Annotated in this window: 12 protein-coding genes, 3 pseudogenes and 1 riboswitch; of the genes and pseudogenes, 2 read left to right on the forward strand and 13 right to left on the reverse strand. The window is 61.8% G+C overall.

The window, feature by feature from the left end:
- Nucleotides 1-37: 37 nt before the first annotated feature.
- Together OKW30_RS11710 and crcB are read left to right on the forward strand one after the other, a co-directional pair.
- Entirely contained in the window at nucleotides 38-1,225 is a 1,188-nt protein-coding gene (locus OKW30_RS11710; RefSeq protein ID WP_429346757.1) for an ammonium transporter, read from the forward strand.
- A gap of 77 nt (nucleotides 1,226-1,302) precedes the next feature.
- Nucleotides 1,303-1,364, forward strand: a riboswitch (Fluoride riboswitch).
- A 72-nt stretch (nucleotides 1,365-1,436) separates the two neighbouring features.
- Nucleotides 1,437-1,817: a fluoride efflux transporter CrcB gene (crcB, locus tag OKW30_RS11715; RefSeq protein WP_184071198.1), complete on the forward strand. Its 381-nt coding sequence runs from the start codon at nucleotides 1,437-1,439 to the stop codon at nucleotides 1,815-1,817.
- Between the two features lie 67 nt (nucleotides 1,818-1,884).
- Here crcB and OKW30_RS11720 read toward each other — a convergent pair.
- The 13 genes and pseudogenes from OKW30_RS11720 to urtA form a co-directional block, all read right to left on the reverse strand.
- Nucleotides 1,885-2,061: pseudogene (locus OKW30_RS11720) on the reverse strand (ubiquinone-dependent pyruvate dehydrogenase); the annotation flags it as partial.
- Between the two features lie 23 nt (nucleotides 2,062-2,084).
- On the reverse strand, nucleotides 2,085-3,431 hold the full coding sequence (locus tag OKW30_RS11725; protein WP_429346758.1) for an acyltransferase family protein: 1,347 nt from the start codon (nucleotides 3,429-3,431) through the stop codon (nucleotides 2,085-2,087).
- Nucleotides 3,432-3,642: 211 nt separating this feature from the next.
- Nucleotides 3,643-3,820 (reverse strand): annotated as a pseudogene (locus OKW30_RS11730) (IS6 family transposase); the annotation flags it as partial.
- 444 nt (nucleotides 3,821-4,264) lie between these two features.
- Nucleotides 4,265-5,416, reverse strand: coding sequence for an IS110 family transposase (locus OKW30_RS11735; RefSeq protein ID WP_429346759.1), 1,152 nt, complete (start codon nucleotides 5,414-5,416; stop codon nucleotides 4,265-4,267).
- Nucleotides 5,417-5,623: 207 nt separating this feature from the next.
- Nucleotides 5,624-5,762 (reverse strand): annotated as a pseudogene (locus OKW30_RS11740) (IS6 family transposase); the annotation flags it as partial.
- 106 nt (nucleotides 5,763-5,868) lie between these two features.
- The gene (locus OKW30_RS11745; protein WP_429346760.1) at nucleotides 5,869-6,894 is read right to left on the reverse strand and encodes an aliphatic amidase; all 1,026 of its coding nucleotides are present in this window, start codon (nucleotides 6,892-6,894) and stop codon (nucleotides 5,869-5,871) included.
- 72 nt (nucleotides 6,895-6,966) lie between these two features.
- The gene (locus tag OKW30_RS11750) at nucleotides 6,967-7,401 is read right to left on the reverse strand and encodes an FmdB family zinc ribbon protein (protein ID WP_429346761.1); all 435 of its coding nucleotides are present in this window, start codon (nucleotides 7,399-7,401) and stop codon (nucleotides 6,967-6,969) included.
- A complete protein-coding gene (gene fmdA / locus OKW30_RS11755) occupies nucleotides 7,328-8,566 on the reverse strand; it encodes a formamidase (protein WP_184039865.1) in 1,239 nt (412 codons plus the stop codon). Before fmdA ends, OKW30_RS11750 begins: the two co-directional genes overlap by 74 nt.
- 52 nt (nucleotides 8,567-8,618) lie before the next feature.
- On the reverse strand, nucleotides 8,619-9,308 hold the full coding sequence (gene urtE / locus OKW30_RS11760; RefSeq protein ID WP_184071192.1) for an urea ABC transporter ATP-binding subunit UrtE: 690 nt from the start codon (nucleotides 9,306-9,308) through the stop codon (nucleotides 8,619-8,621).
- A gap of 20 nt (nucleotides 9,309-9,328) precedes the next feature.
- On the reverse strand, nucleotides 9,329-10,072 hold the full coding sequence (gene urtD, locus OKW30_RS11765; protein ID WP_090804072.1) for an urea ABC transporter ATP-binding protein UrtD: 744 nt from the start codon (nucleotides 10,070-10,072) through the stop codon (nucleotides 9,329-9,331).
- A 3-nt stretch (nucleotides 10,073-10,075) separates the two neighbouring features.
- Complete coding sequence (gene urtC / locus OKW30_RS11770; protein WP_184071190.1) at nucleotides 10,076-11,242, reverse strand: urea ABC transporter permease subunit UrtC; 1,167 nt, start codon at nucleotides 11,240-11,242, stop codon at nucleotides 10,076-10,078.
- Nucleotides 11,243-11,295: 53 nt separating this feature from the next.
- On the reverse strand, nucleotides 11,296-12,213 hold the full coding sequence (gene urtB, locus OKW30_RS11775) for an urea ABC transporter permease subunit UrtB (protein ID WP_090804070.1): 918 nt from the start codon (nucleotides 12,211-12,213) through the stop codon (nucleotides 11,296-11,298).
- Between the two features lie 55 nt (nucleotides 12,214-12,268).
- Nucleotides 12,269-13,543 (reverse strand): urea ABC transporter substrate-binding protein, encoded by a 1,275-nt coding sequence (urtA, locus tag OKW30_RS11780; protein WP_090804068.1) that lies wholly within the window; start codon nucleotides 13,541-13,543, stop codon nucleotides 12,269-12,271.
- Nucleotides 13,544-13,587 lie beyond the last annotated feature (44 nt).

Raw genomic sequence — 13,587 nt, forward strand, 5'->3', positions numbered from 1 at the left:
ACATAGCGCACTTTTTTGGCATAAGCGGGACATATCGATGGAAAGTCTGAAATACGGCGCCGATACCGAGTTTCTTTTGATCGGCGCCGCCATGGTGCTGGCGATGCACGCGGGATTCGCCTTCCTGGAGCTTGGCACCGTGCGCAAGAAGAATCAGGTGAATGCGCTGGTCAAAATTCTGGTGGACTTCGCGGTCTCGACGATCGCGTACTTCTGCATCGGCTACACGATCGCATACGGTGTGCAGTTTTTCGACAGCGCGGCGACGCTCGCCCAGCACAACGGCTATGCGCTCGTGCGCTTTTTCTTCCTGCTGACGTTCGCCGCCGCGATCCCCGCGATCGTGTCGGGTGGCATCGCCGAGCGCTCCAAGTTCAATCCGCAGCTGTTCGCGACGTTCGTGCTGGTCGGTTTCATCTATCCGTTCTTCGAAGGCATCGCGTGGAATGACCGCTTCGGCATCCAGGACTGGCTCACGCAGGCTTTCGGCGCGCCGTTCCATGACTTCGCGGGCTCGGTGGTGGTGCACGCGTTCGGCGGCTGGGTCGCGCTGCCGGCCGTGCTGCTGCTCGGCGCGCGCCACGGTCGCTATCACCGCGACGGCGGTATCGCCGCGCATCCGCCGTCGAACATTCCGTTTCTCGCGCTCGGCGCATGGGTGCTGACGGTCGGCTGGTTCGGCTTCAACGTGATGAGCTCGCAGACGCTCGACAAGATCAGCGGCCTCGTCGCGGTCAATTCGCTGATGGCGATGGTCGGCGGCACGCTGAGCGCGTGGTTCGCGGGCCGCAACGACCCGGGCTTCACGTACAACGGCCCGCTCGCCGGGCTCGTCGCGGTGTGCGCGGGCTCGGACATCATGCATCCGCTCGGCGCGCTGGTCACGGGCGGTATCGCCGGCGTGCTGTTCGTCTACATGTTCACCTGCGTGCAGAACCGCTGGCGCATCGACGACGTGCTCGGCGTGTGGCCGCTGCATGGGCTGTGCGGCGCATGGGGCGGCATCGCGGCCGGGATCTTCGGCATCCATTCGCTCGGCGGGCTGGGCGGTGTGTCGTTCGCCTCGCAGGTCATCGGCACGCTCGGCGGAATCGTCGTGTCGGGGCTCGGCGGCACGGTCGTGTATGGCGTGATCCGCATGACGGTCGGTCTGCGCCTCGACCAGGAAGAGGAATACAACGGCGCCGATCTGTCGATTCACAAGATTTCGGCAACGCCGGAGTGAACGAAGGCGGCGCTCGCGGGAAACAGGAGAGGCGCGAATCCCGCGCCTGTCCCCAAATGCGCGCGCCGATGTTAGACTTCGCGGCTGGAGATGGCATTCTCCATTAACCGCCCTTGGGGCTGATGATGCCTGCTACGCCCGGTTATGCGGACGCGGCATCAACTCGCCCGCATCGACCGGTCTGTCGACATTCCGGTTTCGATCCTCTTCCATGTATTGGTCTTTTCTCGCTGTCGCGATTGGCGGCGCACTCGGCTCGCTGTTTCGCTGGTTCCTCGGCATTCGACTTAACCCGGTCTTTAGCGACCTGCCGCTCGGCACGCTCGCCGCCAACGTGATCGCCGGCTACATCATCGGCGTGGCGGTCGCGGGCTTCGCGCGTGTGCCCCAGCTCACGCCGGAATGGCGGCTGTTCGTCATCACCGGTCTGATGGGCGGGCTGTCGACGTTCTCGACGTTCTCCGCGGAGGTCGTGCAGCGTCTGCAGGACGGCCGGTTCGGCTGGGCGGCGGGCGAAGTGGCGATTCACCTGAGCACTTCGCTGATCATGACGATTCTCGGCATCGCGACGGTTTCGTTGCTGGCGCGCTGAGGCGCACACGTTGACGAGGATCACGGACGCGGGCCCGAGCCGTCGGCAATCGGGCTCGCGCCTGTTTTCATCTGAGCTCGGTGCGAGCCAGCTCGACGATCTCGTCGCCGCGTCCGTTCAATATCGCACGCAGCATATAAAGGCTGAATCCCTTCGCATGGGCAAATTCCACCTTCGGAGGCATGGCAAGCTCATGCTTCGATGTGATCACATCGACGAGTGCGGGACCGGGATGCGCAAACGCCTGCACCTGGCCGGCAGCGCGTCTCACTGTGTCTTCGGCACCGACGTCGCAGGCAGCGGCGCGGGCCGCGCTGCGTCCCAGCGACTCTTCAGCACGCGGCGCAGCCTGGTCCTGAGCGGCACCACGACCCGCTCCTGAAACAGCACCGACGCCACCAGCACCAGGATCAGATAGACCGGATAGGCGGAAAAATGCACGGGCACCTGGCTTGCCGCCTCCCGGCAAACATGCGGTCGATGCACGCATGACAACAGCGAATACGGAATGCCGAGCAGCTTCTGCACTTTGAGAAAGCCGATAAATAGCGGGTATTGCAGCGCGAAGATCGACAACGAAGCGTTGCCGAGCCGTCTCGTCCAGGCGGTTACGCGCGGCGACGCGTTTTGCAGTGCGCTCGCGCAAACAAAAATCACCGCGACTTGCGCGGGCAAGAGTGCGCCGTTGTGAAGAAGTACTTCCCACGAACGCATTCCCGCCGTAAACAGAAAAGTGGCGCCGATGAAAAGTGCCCCTGTAGCAGCGAATATGATCCACCGGCAACTCGCGATCATGCCGGTAATGCTTTCGGCGTTCGCCTCGAATATCCCGTAAGCGAGAATGCCCGCCAGAAACTCCGGAAGCCGCACCAGCGGATTGGTATGCAACACACCGATCGGCCACACCTGATACCAGCCGCCTGCAACGACGATCACGGCCGGCAACAGGCTGGCGCCCCACATCGCCATCAGCATCGTGGACTTCAAGCGCATCGACAGCAGGCGTGACGCGAGCGCCGGAAACAATAAATAGAAAAAAAACAGCGTCGACAACGACCACGACGGAATGTTGAATGACAGATAAAAGGGATTCCAGGCCTGCAATAACAGAATCTGTAAAACCGCATTGACCGCCACTTCCACACCGCTCATGGTGTGCACAATCGGCGGTGCTGAATCGAGGTTGCTCAGTTCGGTGTCGAAGGGATGGGAATTCACAGCCATTAATGCAACGCTCAGCGCTAACGTAACAATGTGAATGGGATAAATATTGCTAAAACGGTTGATAAAAAACTTCGACGCCGAAACCTTCATCGCTTCGCCAGTTTTCTTTTCCACCGAAACGTGCGATAGAATGAATCCTGACAGAATAAAGAAGATACTCGTCGCGCAGCCGCCGAATTTGAAGAAGTCGGCCATTGGCATCGCCCTCGCCTCGGGGTAAATGACGAGCGTGTGGAAGACGACCAGATAGCAGGCCAGCAGGAACCGCAGGATGTCCAGCCCCGGGAGCATCGCCTTCATTTTGTTTTCCTTTTTCTTACGTGGAAATATCTCTTCATTGCGTTTCCTTTCATTTTTATATTCTTTAATTTTTAAATTGAAAGCATTCACGCGGCTCGATATGCGGAGCATGATTCATGGAGGCGCGGCAACCGGTATGTGCGCTTCCGCACCAATTGCAGCTGCAAAAAAACCACTGTGTGCGAAGATCGCCCGAAACCAGCGCGCGCGTCTCTCCGCCCGCCATCCCGTTAATGAGAAAACAGTGATAAAATAAATGCGCAGAGCTGCGATGTAAAAAAACGCAACCAATAGGCGTGTCTCAGAACACGGTGGACGGAGCTTGGGCAATGCCGGCGAAGAGACGCCACGCTTCAAATCGCGCGGCGAGCTGTTTGCGATAGAGCGAGGCGCTCAGCAGATGACTGCGTGCGTTCGGGCAAGCGAAACCCTCGCATCCGGCGCTCGCGTTCGCGCGTGGGTTGATGGCTTCTATGAGCAGAAAGTTGTCAAGGCCATTTGCGAACTGGCTTACAAAGGATAGGTCAAGTCTCTTTCTCCTCGCTGCAAAGTGGTGACATGCTGGCGTATGGCGGCAAGCGCGGGTGATGGCGCTCGCCGCCATACAAGCCGCATTTTCGCGGCAGTCCGGCGGATTCCACCCGCCCTCAACTTCAACCATGGCTACAGGCCGGTCGACGTCGTTAGCCTGAAGCCGCTTATCGCGCGCGTAAGACAGCAACGTCTCACCAACTTCTATCCGCTGGCGTATGGCCAGCCTCATCCTTTATGCGCGTTACGCCGGAACCTGTTCCGGGAGCATGCCCCATCTGTTTAATCGGTCGCGTTAGCAACCCGCCATCAACACGGGCATGTTCACTTCAAACTCTCTATCGACAGGTATCGTTCCTCCCTTGATTGCGTTGTCGCGATACCTTTCGGGCTCAGACTGACTTCAGTTGTGCGCCTTCGGGTATCACGCCGTCCTTCAAGTAGCGCCACAGCGCGATCGCGAGGCGTCGTGCTACTGCGACGATCGCAATGCGCCGCACGCGGCGATTCGGTCCCGTGCCTTGCGTGCGCTGGTTGAACCACTGCGTCAGTGCACTGCCAGGCTGGTAACGGATCCAGCACCACGCCATCTCAATCAGCAGTGCGCGCACGCGACGGTTGCCCTGCCTGCTGATCCCCTGGTCCACCTGGCTCTCGCCACTGTCGTAGGGTTGTGGAACGAGCCCTACGCAGGCCCCAACTTCGCGCCGGTTATGGAAGTCCCGCCAGAACAGCTCGAGCGCCAGACGCGAGCCACCCACCGGGCCAATGCCATTTAGCTGCGTCAGAAGATCGATCCTTTCGCGTGCGGGTGCGGGCAGGCCAGCGTGTTGCGTTTTCTCGAGTGCCGCGAGTTGCTGCACGGCCAGCGCCAGCCGTTCGCACTCGCGCAGCAGCCGCTCCCGCAGCTCGCGCGGCAGTGGCGCACCGTCGTGACACCGCACCTGGTCACGGGCGAGGCGGGCGGCGAAGGCCGTGTGGTCAACCTCATCCCAGCAGCCGAGCGTGACAAGCAGTTTGCGCATCCGGTCACGATGCTGTAGCACCTCCTTCTGCAGTTCCCCTCGGTCGCGCATCAGATGGCGGGACGCTTCGTCCTGCGGTGACGGCACGTGCACCACGTGCATGCGGTCGCGCTCGCCGCGCAGCCACGCGCGCAGGCTGATCACCAGCCTGATTGCATCAAGCCGGTCAGTCTTGGCACGCCGCTTGTGGCGCTCGACCGGAATGCTCGCGGGATCGACCACATGACACTCGATACCGCGTGCCCGTAGCGCCCGATAGATCCAGAACGCGTCCTGGCCGGCTTCATAACTCACGACAAGGTGCACGCCCGCGGGCAGCGACCACTTCAGCTTCTGTTGTTCGATCACTTCCAGCACGGCCTGTAGGCGCGCGGGGGCTTGCGGTTGCGCTACGGTGTACACCGCCGGCTGCTCCCGCTGCCCGTCGTGCAACGCTACCTTCCACTTCGCCGCGGCGAGTTCGAGTGACACCGCCAGCGCCGGTTCCTCAGTACGCGTGTATCCCTGATCTGTACGCATGATGCTCTCCCGTGAGCAAACCTCGGTACGCCAATTTTAGGCGTTAGCCAGTCGACGACTTGGACGCTTCATAGGATCTGTTTTCAGCGCGGTTGTTCACGCGCGCGCAGGCCTTGACGAACACGTGCTTCACATTCGCCAGCTCAGGGATCTCTGTTTTCGCGGGCCATGTGCTGCCCGGCTTGCGACGGGCAGTCCTGACCTGATGCGCAAAACCGGCGCCGAACTTGTCCGTCCACCGCCGGATCGATTCATGGCTGACAACCACGCCGCGCTCGAACAGTAGCTCCTCGATGTCGCGAAGGCTGAGTTGAAAGCGGAAATACCACCGAACCGCGTGGCTGATGACTGACGCCGGGAATCGATGGCCATGGTAGAGCGATTTCGTCTTCTTCATCACGTCATCGTAGCTGACCAGCGCGCGAACGTGACAACGCCCGGCGAACCAATCCTCACGCCCCGTTCGGAATCCCTTCAATCGGACACTCCGGCGTCCCTGGCGTCGGGCGCGTGAGTGCTTCGACGCGGCGGCGCGTGCCGTCGGGGTCTTCGATCCAGTCGCGATAGAACCCAAACGGACAGGCCGCCACGCCGTTCGCGCCGTCGCCCGAATTGATCGTGCCCGTGTACCCGCGGTGCAGAAGTTTGTATAGATGGTTCTGCGACTGCATCGTGCGCCGCGCGTCGCGGATCATGCTCAGCGAGAGCTCCGCGTACTGCACGCCCATCTCCTCCTCGCCGCACTCGCCGAGCGTGCGCCCGTCGAAACCCACGATCGCCGAGTGACCAAAGTACGAATACACGCCGTCCCAGCCCGTGGCATTCGCCACGGCGACGTAAGTGTTATTCATCCACGCCATTGCCTTAGCCACCATCACCTGCTGCTCCTTGGCCGGATACATGTAGCCCTGGCAGCGCACGATCAATTCCGCGCCGTTCATCGCGCAGTCGCGCCAGATCTCGGGATAGTTGCCGTCATCGCAGATGATCAGGCTGATCTTCAGACCCTTCGGCCCATCCGTCACGTAGGTACGATCGCCCGGATACCAGCCTTCGATCGGCGTCCAAGGCATGATCTTGCGATACTTCTGCACGATCTCGCCGCGATTGTCGATCAGCACAAGCGTGTTGTACGGCACCTTACGCGGATGTTCTTCGTGACGCTCTCCCGTGATCGAGAACACCCCCCAGACGTTGGCCTCGCGGCACGCCGCCGCAAATATTTCCGTCTCCTCGCCCGGCACCGTCGACGCCGTATCGAACATCTCCTGCCGGTCGTACATGATGCCGTGCGTCGAATACTCGGGAAACACGACGAGATCCATGCCAGGCAATCCCTGTTTCATGCCGATCACCATGCCGGCGATGCGGCGCGCATTGTCGAGCACCTCCGCCTTCGTATGCAGACGCGGCATCTTGTAGTTGACCACCGCGACGCCCACGCAATCGTTGCTGCTCGAAATATCGCCATGTCGCATGACATATCCTCCTTAGGTCCCTCAGATCGCAGGCGGACTTCGGGCCGCCCGCTCCGCTTCAGCACACACTCATTAGTGGCTGATCATCCATGGTCGTCCTGCCGGCCGTTTGAGTCCGTCCGAAGCCGATCCCGCAAGCTTCGCGCTGCCACCCGAGCAGCAACTGCATCCTGCCCGATGACGCAACGGCGCCCCGTCACCGGACTGGCGCGGCGCGTGCTGCGCGCGCTCGTTCGTTGCGTACGCGGAGCGCCGTGTATTCGCCATCAAGGCTAGCGACGGCGCGCTGATCACCCGGCCACTCTCCCCTCCGCACTCGGGACAGCGGCAAGGCTTTTCGCGGTCCGCCATGCGCCGCATGACGGAAAAGGGACCGCAACTCACGCATTCGAAGTCGTAGATCGGCATGACAAGCTCTCCTGGTAGCGTTGGCTCAGACGTTCGCGAGATCCGGCGAGCATGGCAAATCCACACCGCCCTTGATGTGCTGAATGGGCCCATCGGCATTTGGGCGAATGTCGAAGTCGAAAATCTGTGTCGGCAGCCACAAGGTCGCGCACGCATTGGGAATATCGACCACGCCGCTGATATGCCCCTGCACCGGCGCACAACCGAGCAACGAATACGCCTGCGCGCCCGAATAGCCGAACTTCTTCAGATACTCGATCGCGTTCAGACAAGCCTGCCGATACGCGACCGTCACGTCGAGATAATGCTGAGCGCCCTGCTCGTCGACCGAAATGCCTTCGAAAATGAGGTAGTCGTTGTAATTCGGCGTGATAGGACTCGGCTGGAATACCGGATTGCGAATTCCGTATTTCGCCATGCCACCCTTGATCAGATTCACGCGCATGTGTACCCAGCCCGCCATTTCGATCGCGCCGCAAAACGTGATCTCGCCGTCGCCCTGGCTGAAGTGCAGATCGCCGACGGAAAGTCCTGCGCCATCCACGTAGACGGGGAAGAACACCTTCGAGCCGCGCGACAGATCCTTGATGTCGCAATTACCGCCGTGCTCACGCGGCGGCACGGTGCGCGCCCCTTGCGCCGCCGCCTTGTCACGCGCGTCGCCCGTGAGTTGCCCCATATGCGCGGTCGCGGCGAACGGCGGATTCGCCAGCGGCGGCACGCGCTCCGGCGCGGTCGCGATCAGGCCGGTTTCGCGTGCGTTCCAGGTTTCCAGCAGTTTCGGATCAGGCAGGCATCCGATCAGGCCGGGGTGAATCAGACCCGCGAAATTCACGCCTGGAATGTGGCGCGAGTTCGTGTAGACGCCGTGAAAATCCCAGATCGACTTCTGCGCGGCGGGAAAATGGTCGGTGAGAAAACCGCCGCCATTGGACTTCGAGAAAAATCCGTTGAAGCCCCACTGGCTCTCGGACTTCGCACCGATGTCGAGCAGGTCCACGACCAGCAGATCGCCGGGTTCCGCGCCATGCACGCCGACCGGGCCGGACAGAAAATGGACGATCGACAGATCGATGTCGCGCACGTCGTCGGCGCTGTCATCGTTCTTGATGAAGCCGCCGGTCCAGTCGTAGGTTTCGAGGATGAAGTCGTCGCCGGGCTTGACCCAGCAAGCCATCGGAATATCCGGGTGCCAGCGGTTGTGCACCTGCGTGTTTTCGTAGGCCGGCTGGTTCAGATCCACCTTGATGAGAGTTTCGGGCATTGCGTTCGCTCCGTGGTTCGAGGGTCAGTAAATGCGGTTCGGTGCGCCGCACTCATACCGAGAGGTATTCGCGGATGCGGTCGGTGTCGCCTGCATCGCGGGTGCTTTGATGTACGAAGCGGCCGCCTTCGATCACGAAGAGCCGGTCGGCGACGTCGAGCGCGAAGCTCAACACCTGCTCGGACACCACGATGGCGATGTTGCGGCTCGTGCGAATCTGATTGAGTGCCTTCGCGATGTCCTTGATGACGGACGGCTGAATGCCCTCGGTAGGCTCGTCGAGCAGCAACACCTTCGGATCGGTCGCGAGCGCGCGCGCAATCGCGAGCTGCTGTTGCTGGCCGCCCGAGAGGTTGCCGCCCTTGCGCCGTCGCATGTCGAACAGCACGGGAAAGAGCGCGTAGAGATCGTCGGGCACGAGCTGGCTGCGCGCGTTTTCGAGGCCCGTCTGGATGTTCTCCTCGACGCTCAGCGACGCGAAGATCTGCCGGCCTTGCGGCACGTAGCCGATCCCTTTCGCCACGCGCCGGTAGCTCTCGTCTTTGGACACGTCGGCGCCGCCCACCCGCACCGTGCCGCGATTGGCGGGCAGCATGCCTATGAGCGCCTTGAAAAGCGTCGTCTTGCCCATGCCGTTGCGGCCCATCACCGCGACGCTTTCGCCGTTCGCCACGGAAAATCCGATGCCGTGCAGCACCTCGCTCTGGCCGTAGCTGACCACGAGATCGTCGACTTCCAGCATGATGTGTTCTCCGTGTAAATTCAGTGGCCGAGATAGACATCGATCACGCGAGGATCGGATTGCACCTGCGCCATCGGCCCTTCCGCGAGGATCTTGCCTTGATGCATGACCGTGACCTTGTGCGCGATCCGCTCGACGAAGGCCATGTCGTGCTCGATCACGATCATCGAGCGATTGCGGCAAATGTGATCGAGCAGTTCCGCCGTGACTTCCCGTTCGCGCGCGCTCATGCCTGCAATCGGTTCGTCCAGCATCAGGAGTTCGGGGTCCTGCATCAGTAACATGCCGATTTCCAGCCACTGCTTCTGGCCGTGCGACAGCAGCCCGGCTTCGAGATCGAGCGAAGCGGCAAGACCGATCTCATCGGCTACCGCACGCACCCGGTCGGCCACTTCGGCATCCTCGCGATAGGCGAGCGCGCCGAACACACTGCGTCCGCGCGGAAACGACACTTCGAGGTTTTGCGCGACGCTCAGGTTTTCGTAGATCGACGGCGTCTGGAACTTGCGGCCGATGCCCTTGCGCACCCGCCGGAACTCGGCGAGATTCGTGATTTCCTCGTTGCGGAACTTGATGCTGCCGGCGGTTTCCCTGGTCTTGCCGCAAATCAGATCGAGCAGCGTCGTTTTGCCCGCACCGTTCGGGCCGATCACGACGCGCAATTCGCCGCGCTCGAGATAGAGGTTCAACGAATCGATCGCCTTGAAACCGTCGAACGACACGCTCAGATCTTCGATCGCAAGCAGAAAGTCAGTGTTGCTCATGCGTCAGATCTCCTTGTTCGCTGCGCCGAGCCACCGGCGAATACGCGGCCGGGCATGCTCTTCGTAGAGACCCGCGAGCCCGTTCGGAAAGGCCATCACTACGCCGATGAACATCGCCGCCATCAGATAGAGCCAGAGATCAGGCAGGCTCTCCGAGAACCAGCTTTTGCCGAGGTTGACGAGAATCGCGCCATACACCGCGCCCACCAGTGACATGCGCCCGCCGACTGCGGCATAGATCACCATCTCGATCGACGGCACGATGCCGACGAACGACGGTGACATGAAACCCACCTGCAACGTGAACATTGCGCCACCGACAGCCGCGAGCAGCGCCGCGAGGCAGAACGCGAACACCTTGAACATCGCGACGTCGTAACCGGAGAAGCGCACGCGGTCCTCCTTGTCGCGCATCGCGAGCAGCAACGTGCCGAGCTTGCTGCGCTGGACCCAGCGACAGGCGAGCAGCGCGCCGATCAGCAGCACCGCATTGACGAAATAAAGAACCAGCTTCGCGTGGTCGGTGCGGATGTCCCAGCCGAGCAGCGTACGCAGATCGGTGATCCCGTTCACGCCACCCGTATATCCTTGCTGGCCGATGATCAGCACCGAAAGAATCAAGGCGACCGCCTGCGTGATGATCGCGAAGTACACGCCGCCCACCCGCCGCTTGAACATCGCATAACCGACGACGAACGCGAGAGCCGTAGGCACCACGAGCACGGCGAGGATCGAGAACGGTAGAGAATGAAACGGCCTCCACCACGTAGGCAGCGCGGTGAGCTGATTCCAGTCCATGAAGTCGGGAATGCCGGGCGTGGTCTGCGTGTGGGTGGCGGCCGGGTCGGACGCCTCAAGCTTGAGGAACATCGCCATCGCGTAACCGCCGAGGCCGAAGAACACGCCTTGTCCGAGGCTGAGCACGCCGCCGTAGCCCCACGCGATCACGAGGCCAATCGCCACGAAAGCGTAGGTGAGGTACTTGCCCATCAGGTTCAAGCGAAACGTATCCAGCACAAGCGGAAACACGACAACGATCAGCACCGCGAGTATCGCGATGCCCACGTAGCCCGACGCGTCGAGCCGCATCGCGAGCGCGCGCCAGCCTCCCGGCGCGCTGGGACCGGATCGCGGGGAAACGCTCCCCGCCACGGCTTGGATGGGTTCCATGTGCATCTCCATACGAATTAATCAGTGAATGAGCCGTGCACGGCGCCCCGCACTCACACGCGCCGCACCTTCGACGCAAAGAGTCCCTGCGGACGCAGCATCAGGATCACGACGACCGTCAGCAGCGTAAGAACACGTGCAATCGAACCCGACAGGAAAAACTCGCTGATCGACTGCATCTGCGCGATGCCGAACGCCGAGGCCACGGTGCCGAGCAGGCTCGCCGCGCCGCCAAAGGTGACGACAAGAAACGAATCGACGATATAGAGAGAACCGCTGGTGGGTCCGGTCGAGCCGATCGCTGTGAACGCCGCGCCCGCCACCCCCGCAATACCGCAGCCGATCGCGAAGGTCATCCGGTCAGTGCGCCGCGTGTTGATGCCGGCAGCGTTGGCCATGGGCCGGTTGGCAACCGTGGCACGCACGCGCAGGCCCCAGCGCGAGCGGTAGAGCGCGAGCAGCAGTCCACCTGTCATGACCAGCGCGAGTCCCATCACGAACATCCCGCTGACTGGAATATCCAGGCCTGGCGCTGGCTCCCAGGAGCCCATCAGCCAGTCGGGCAGCGCAGGACTCACTTCCTTCGGCCCGAACGTCGAGCGAAACACTTGCTGCATGCCGAGACTCAGACCCCAGGTAGCGAGCAGCGTGTCGAGCGGACGGCGGTATAGATGGCGGATCAATGCCCATTCGGCGAGCCAGCCCGCCGCGAACGCGAGGCCGAACGCCGCGACGATCGCGAAGAAAAAGTACACCGGCGTGAACGCGTGCCAGACGTTCTGCGAGAACCACGAAAACATGTAGACGGTATAAGCGCCGATCGTCATGAATTCACCGTGCGCCATGTTGATCACGCCCATCTGGCCGAAGATCACGGCGAGCCCAAGCCCCATCAGGAGCAGAACGCTGAACAGGCTCAGACCGGCGAAGCCCTGCATCAGCGTGATGTTGAAAATGTCGGTGGCGGACATCGAGCGCTCCTCGCGCGGCGGCGCGTTGCGTCGCCGCGCAGCTGCGGTTAACGGATTACATGTAGCCCTTCGGGAACGGATTCGGCTGGATCGGCTGGTCGGACTGCGCGACGACCTTGAATTGGCCGTCTGCCTGGCCCTGGCCGATCAGCGAGCGGCTCCACAGGTGGTGATTCGCATCGACCTTCGCATAGCCCTGCGGCGCATTGGCCACGTCGATGCCCGCCGACGACGCCACCACCTTGTCCACGTCGAAGCTGCCCGCGCGCTCGCAGGCGGCCTTCCAGATCCATGGGCCGAGATACGCGGCCTGGGTCACGTCGCCGATTACGGACTTCTGGCCGTAGCGCGCCTTGAACGCAGCGACGAACTTCTTGTTGTTCTCGTTATCGAGTGCCTCGAAGTATTTCATCGACGAATAGAAGCCCGCGAAGTTGTCGCCGCCGATGCCGAGCACTTCGTCCTCGGTTACCGACAGCGTCAGCAGGAACTGCTTCTGCGGAGTGATACCGGCCGCCTTGAGCTGCTTGTAGAACGCAACGTTCGAGCCGCCCACCACGCTCGCGAAAATGCAGTCCGGCCGCGCGAGCTTGATCTTGTTCATCAGCGACGCAAACTCGGTCGTGCCGAGCGGGTAATACTCCTCGCCGACGACCTTCGCGTGCAGATGCTGCTCGATATGGCGGCGCGCGATCTTGTTCGACGTACGCGGCCAGATATAGTCGGAACCAATCAGGAAAAACGTCTTGGCCTTCTTCGTGTTCGACGCCCAGTCGAGCGCCCAGAGAATCTGCTGGGTCGCTTCCTGGCCCGTGTAGAACACGTTCTTCGATTGTTCGAGGCCTTCGTAGAAGGTCGGGTAATAGAGCAGCCCGTTGTCCTTCTCGAACACCGGCAGCACTGCCTTGCGCGAGGCCGAGGTCCAGCAGCCGAACACGGCCGCGACGTGATCGTTCTCGAGCAGCTTCTTCGACTTCTCCGCGAAGGTCGGCCAGTCGGAGGCGCCGTCTTCCTGAATGATCTGGATCTTGCGCCCGAGCACGCCGCCCATTGCGTTGATCTGCTCGATCGCGAGGCGTTCGGCCTGGATCGAACCGGTTTCGGAGATCGCCATCGTGCCGGTCGCCGAATGCAACTGGCCGACTGTCACCGTGGTATCGGTCACCGCCAGTCCGGTGGTGTTCACCTTCGCGGTGGGCGGCGTTTGAGCAAATGAAGTACGTGGCAGCCCCAGCGCCATCAACGGCGCGGCGGCGAGGCCGCCGATCAGTTTCCGGCGCAACGGCGACGGTGTGCGAGCATCATCATCGATTCGATCGTCTGCGGACATCACATTCTCCTTATCGGTCGCCCTGCGCTTCTTGCGAGAGCTGG

It is taken from the genome of Paraburkholderia sp. Clong3 (assembly GCF_050436485.1).
GTDB classification, from domain to species: Bacteria; Pseudomonadota; Gammaproteobacteria; order Burkholderiales; family Burkholderiaceae; genus Paraburkholderia; species Paraburkholderia tuberum.

Coding starts and splice junctions, on each gene's coding strand:
- OKW30_RS11710 (WP_429346757.1), top strand. CDS start 38: ATGGAAAGTCTGAAATACGGCGCCGATACCGAGTTTCTTTTGATCGGC.
- crcB (WP_184071198.1), top strand. CDS start 1,437: ATGTATTGGTCTTTTCTCGCTGTCGCGATTGGCGGCGCACTCGGCTCG.
- OKW30_RS11735 (WP_429346759.1), bottom strand. CDS start 5,416: ATGCGTACAGATCAGGGATACACGCGTACTGAGGAACCGGCGCTGGCG.
- OKW30_RS11745 (WP_429346760.1), bottom strand. CDS start 6,894: ATGCGACATGGCGATATTTCGAGCAGCAACGATTGCGTGGGCGTCGCG.
- OKW30_RS11750 (WP_429346761.1), bottom strand. CDS start 7,401: ATGCCGATGGGCCCATTCAGCACATCAAGGGCGGTGTGGATTTGCCAT.
- fmdA (WP_184039865.1), bottom strand. CDS start 8,566: ATGCCCGAAACTCTCATCAAGGTGGATCTGAACCAGCCGGCCTACGAA.
- urtE (WP_184071192.1), bottom strand. CDS start 9,308: ATGCTGGAAGTCGACGATCTCGTGGTCAGCTACGGCCAGAGCGAGGTG.
- urtD (WP_090804072.1), bottom strand. CDS start 10,072: ATGAGCAACACTGACTTTCTGCTTGCGATCGAAGATCTGAGCGTGTCG.
- urtC (WP_184071190.1), bottom strand. CDS start 11,242: ATGGAACCCATCCAAGCCGTGGCGGGGAGCGTTTCCCCGCGATCCGGT.
- urtB (WP_090804070.1), bottom strand. CDS start 12,213: ATGTCCGCCACCGACATTTTCAACATCACGCTGATGCAGGGCTTCGCC.
- urtA (WP_090804068.1), bottom strand. CDS start 13,543: ATGTCCGCAGACGATCGAATCGATGATGATGCTCGCACACCGTCGCCG.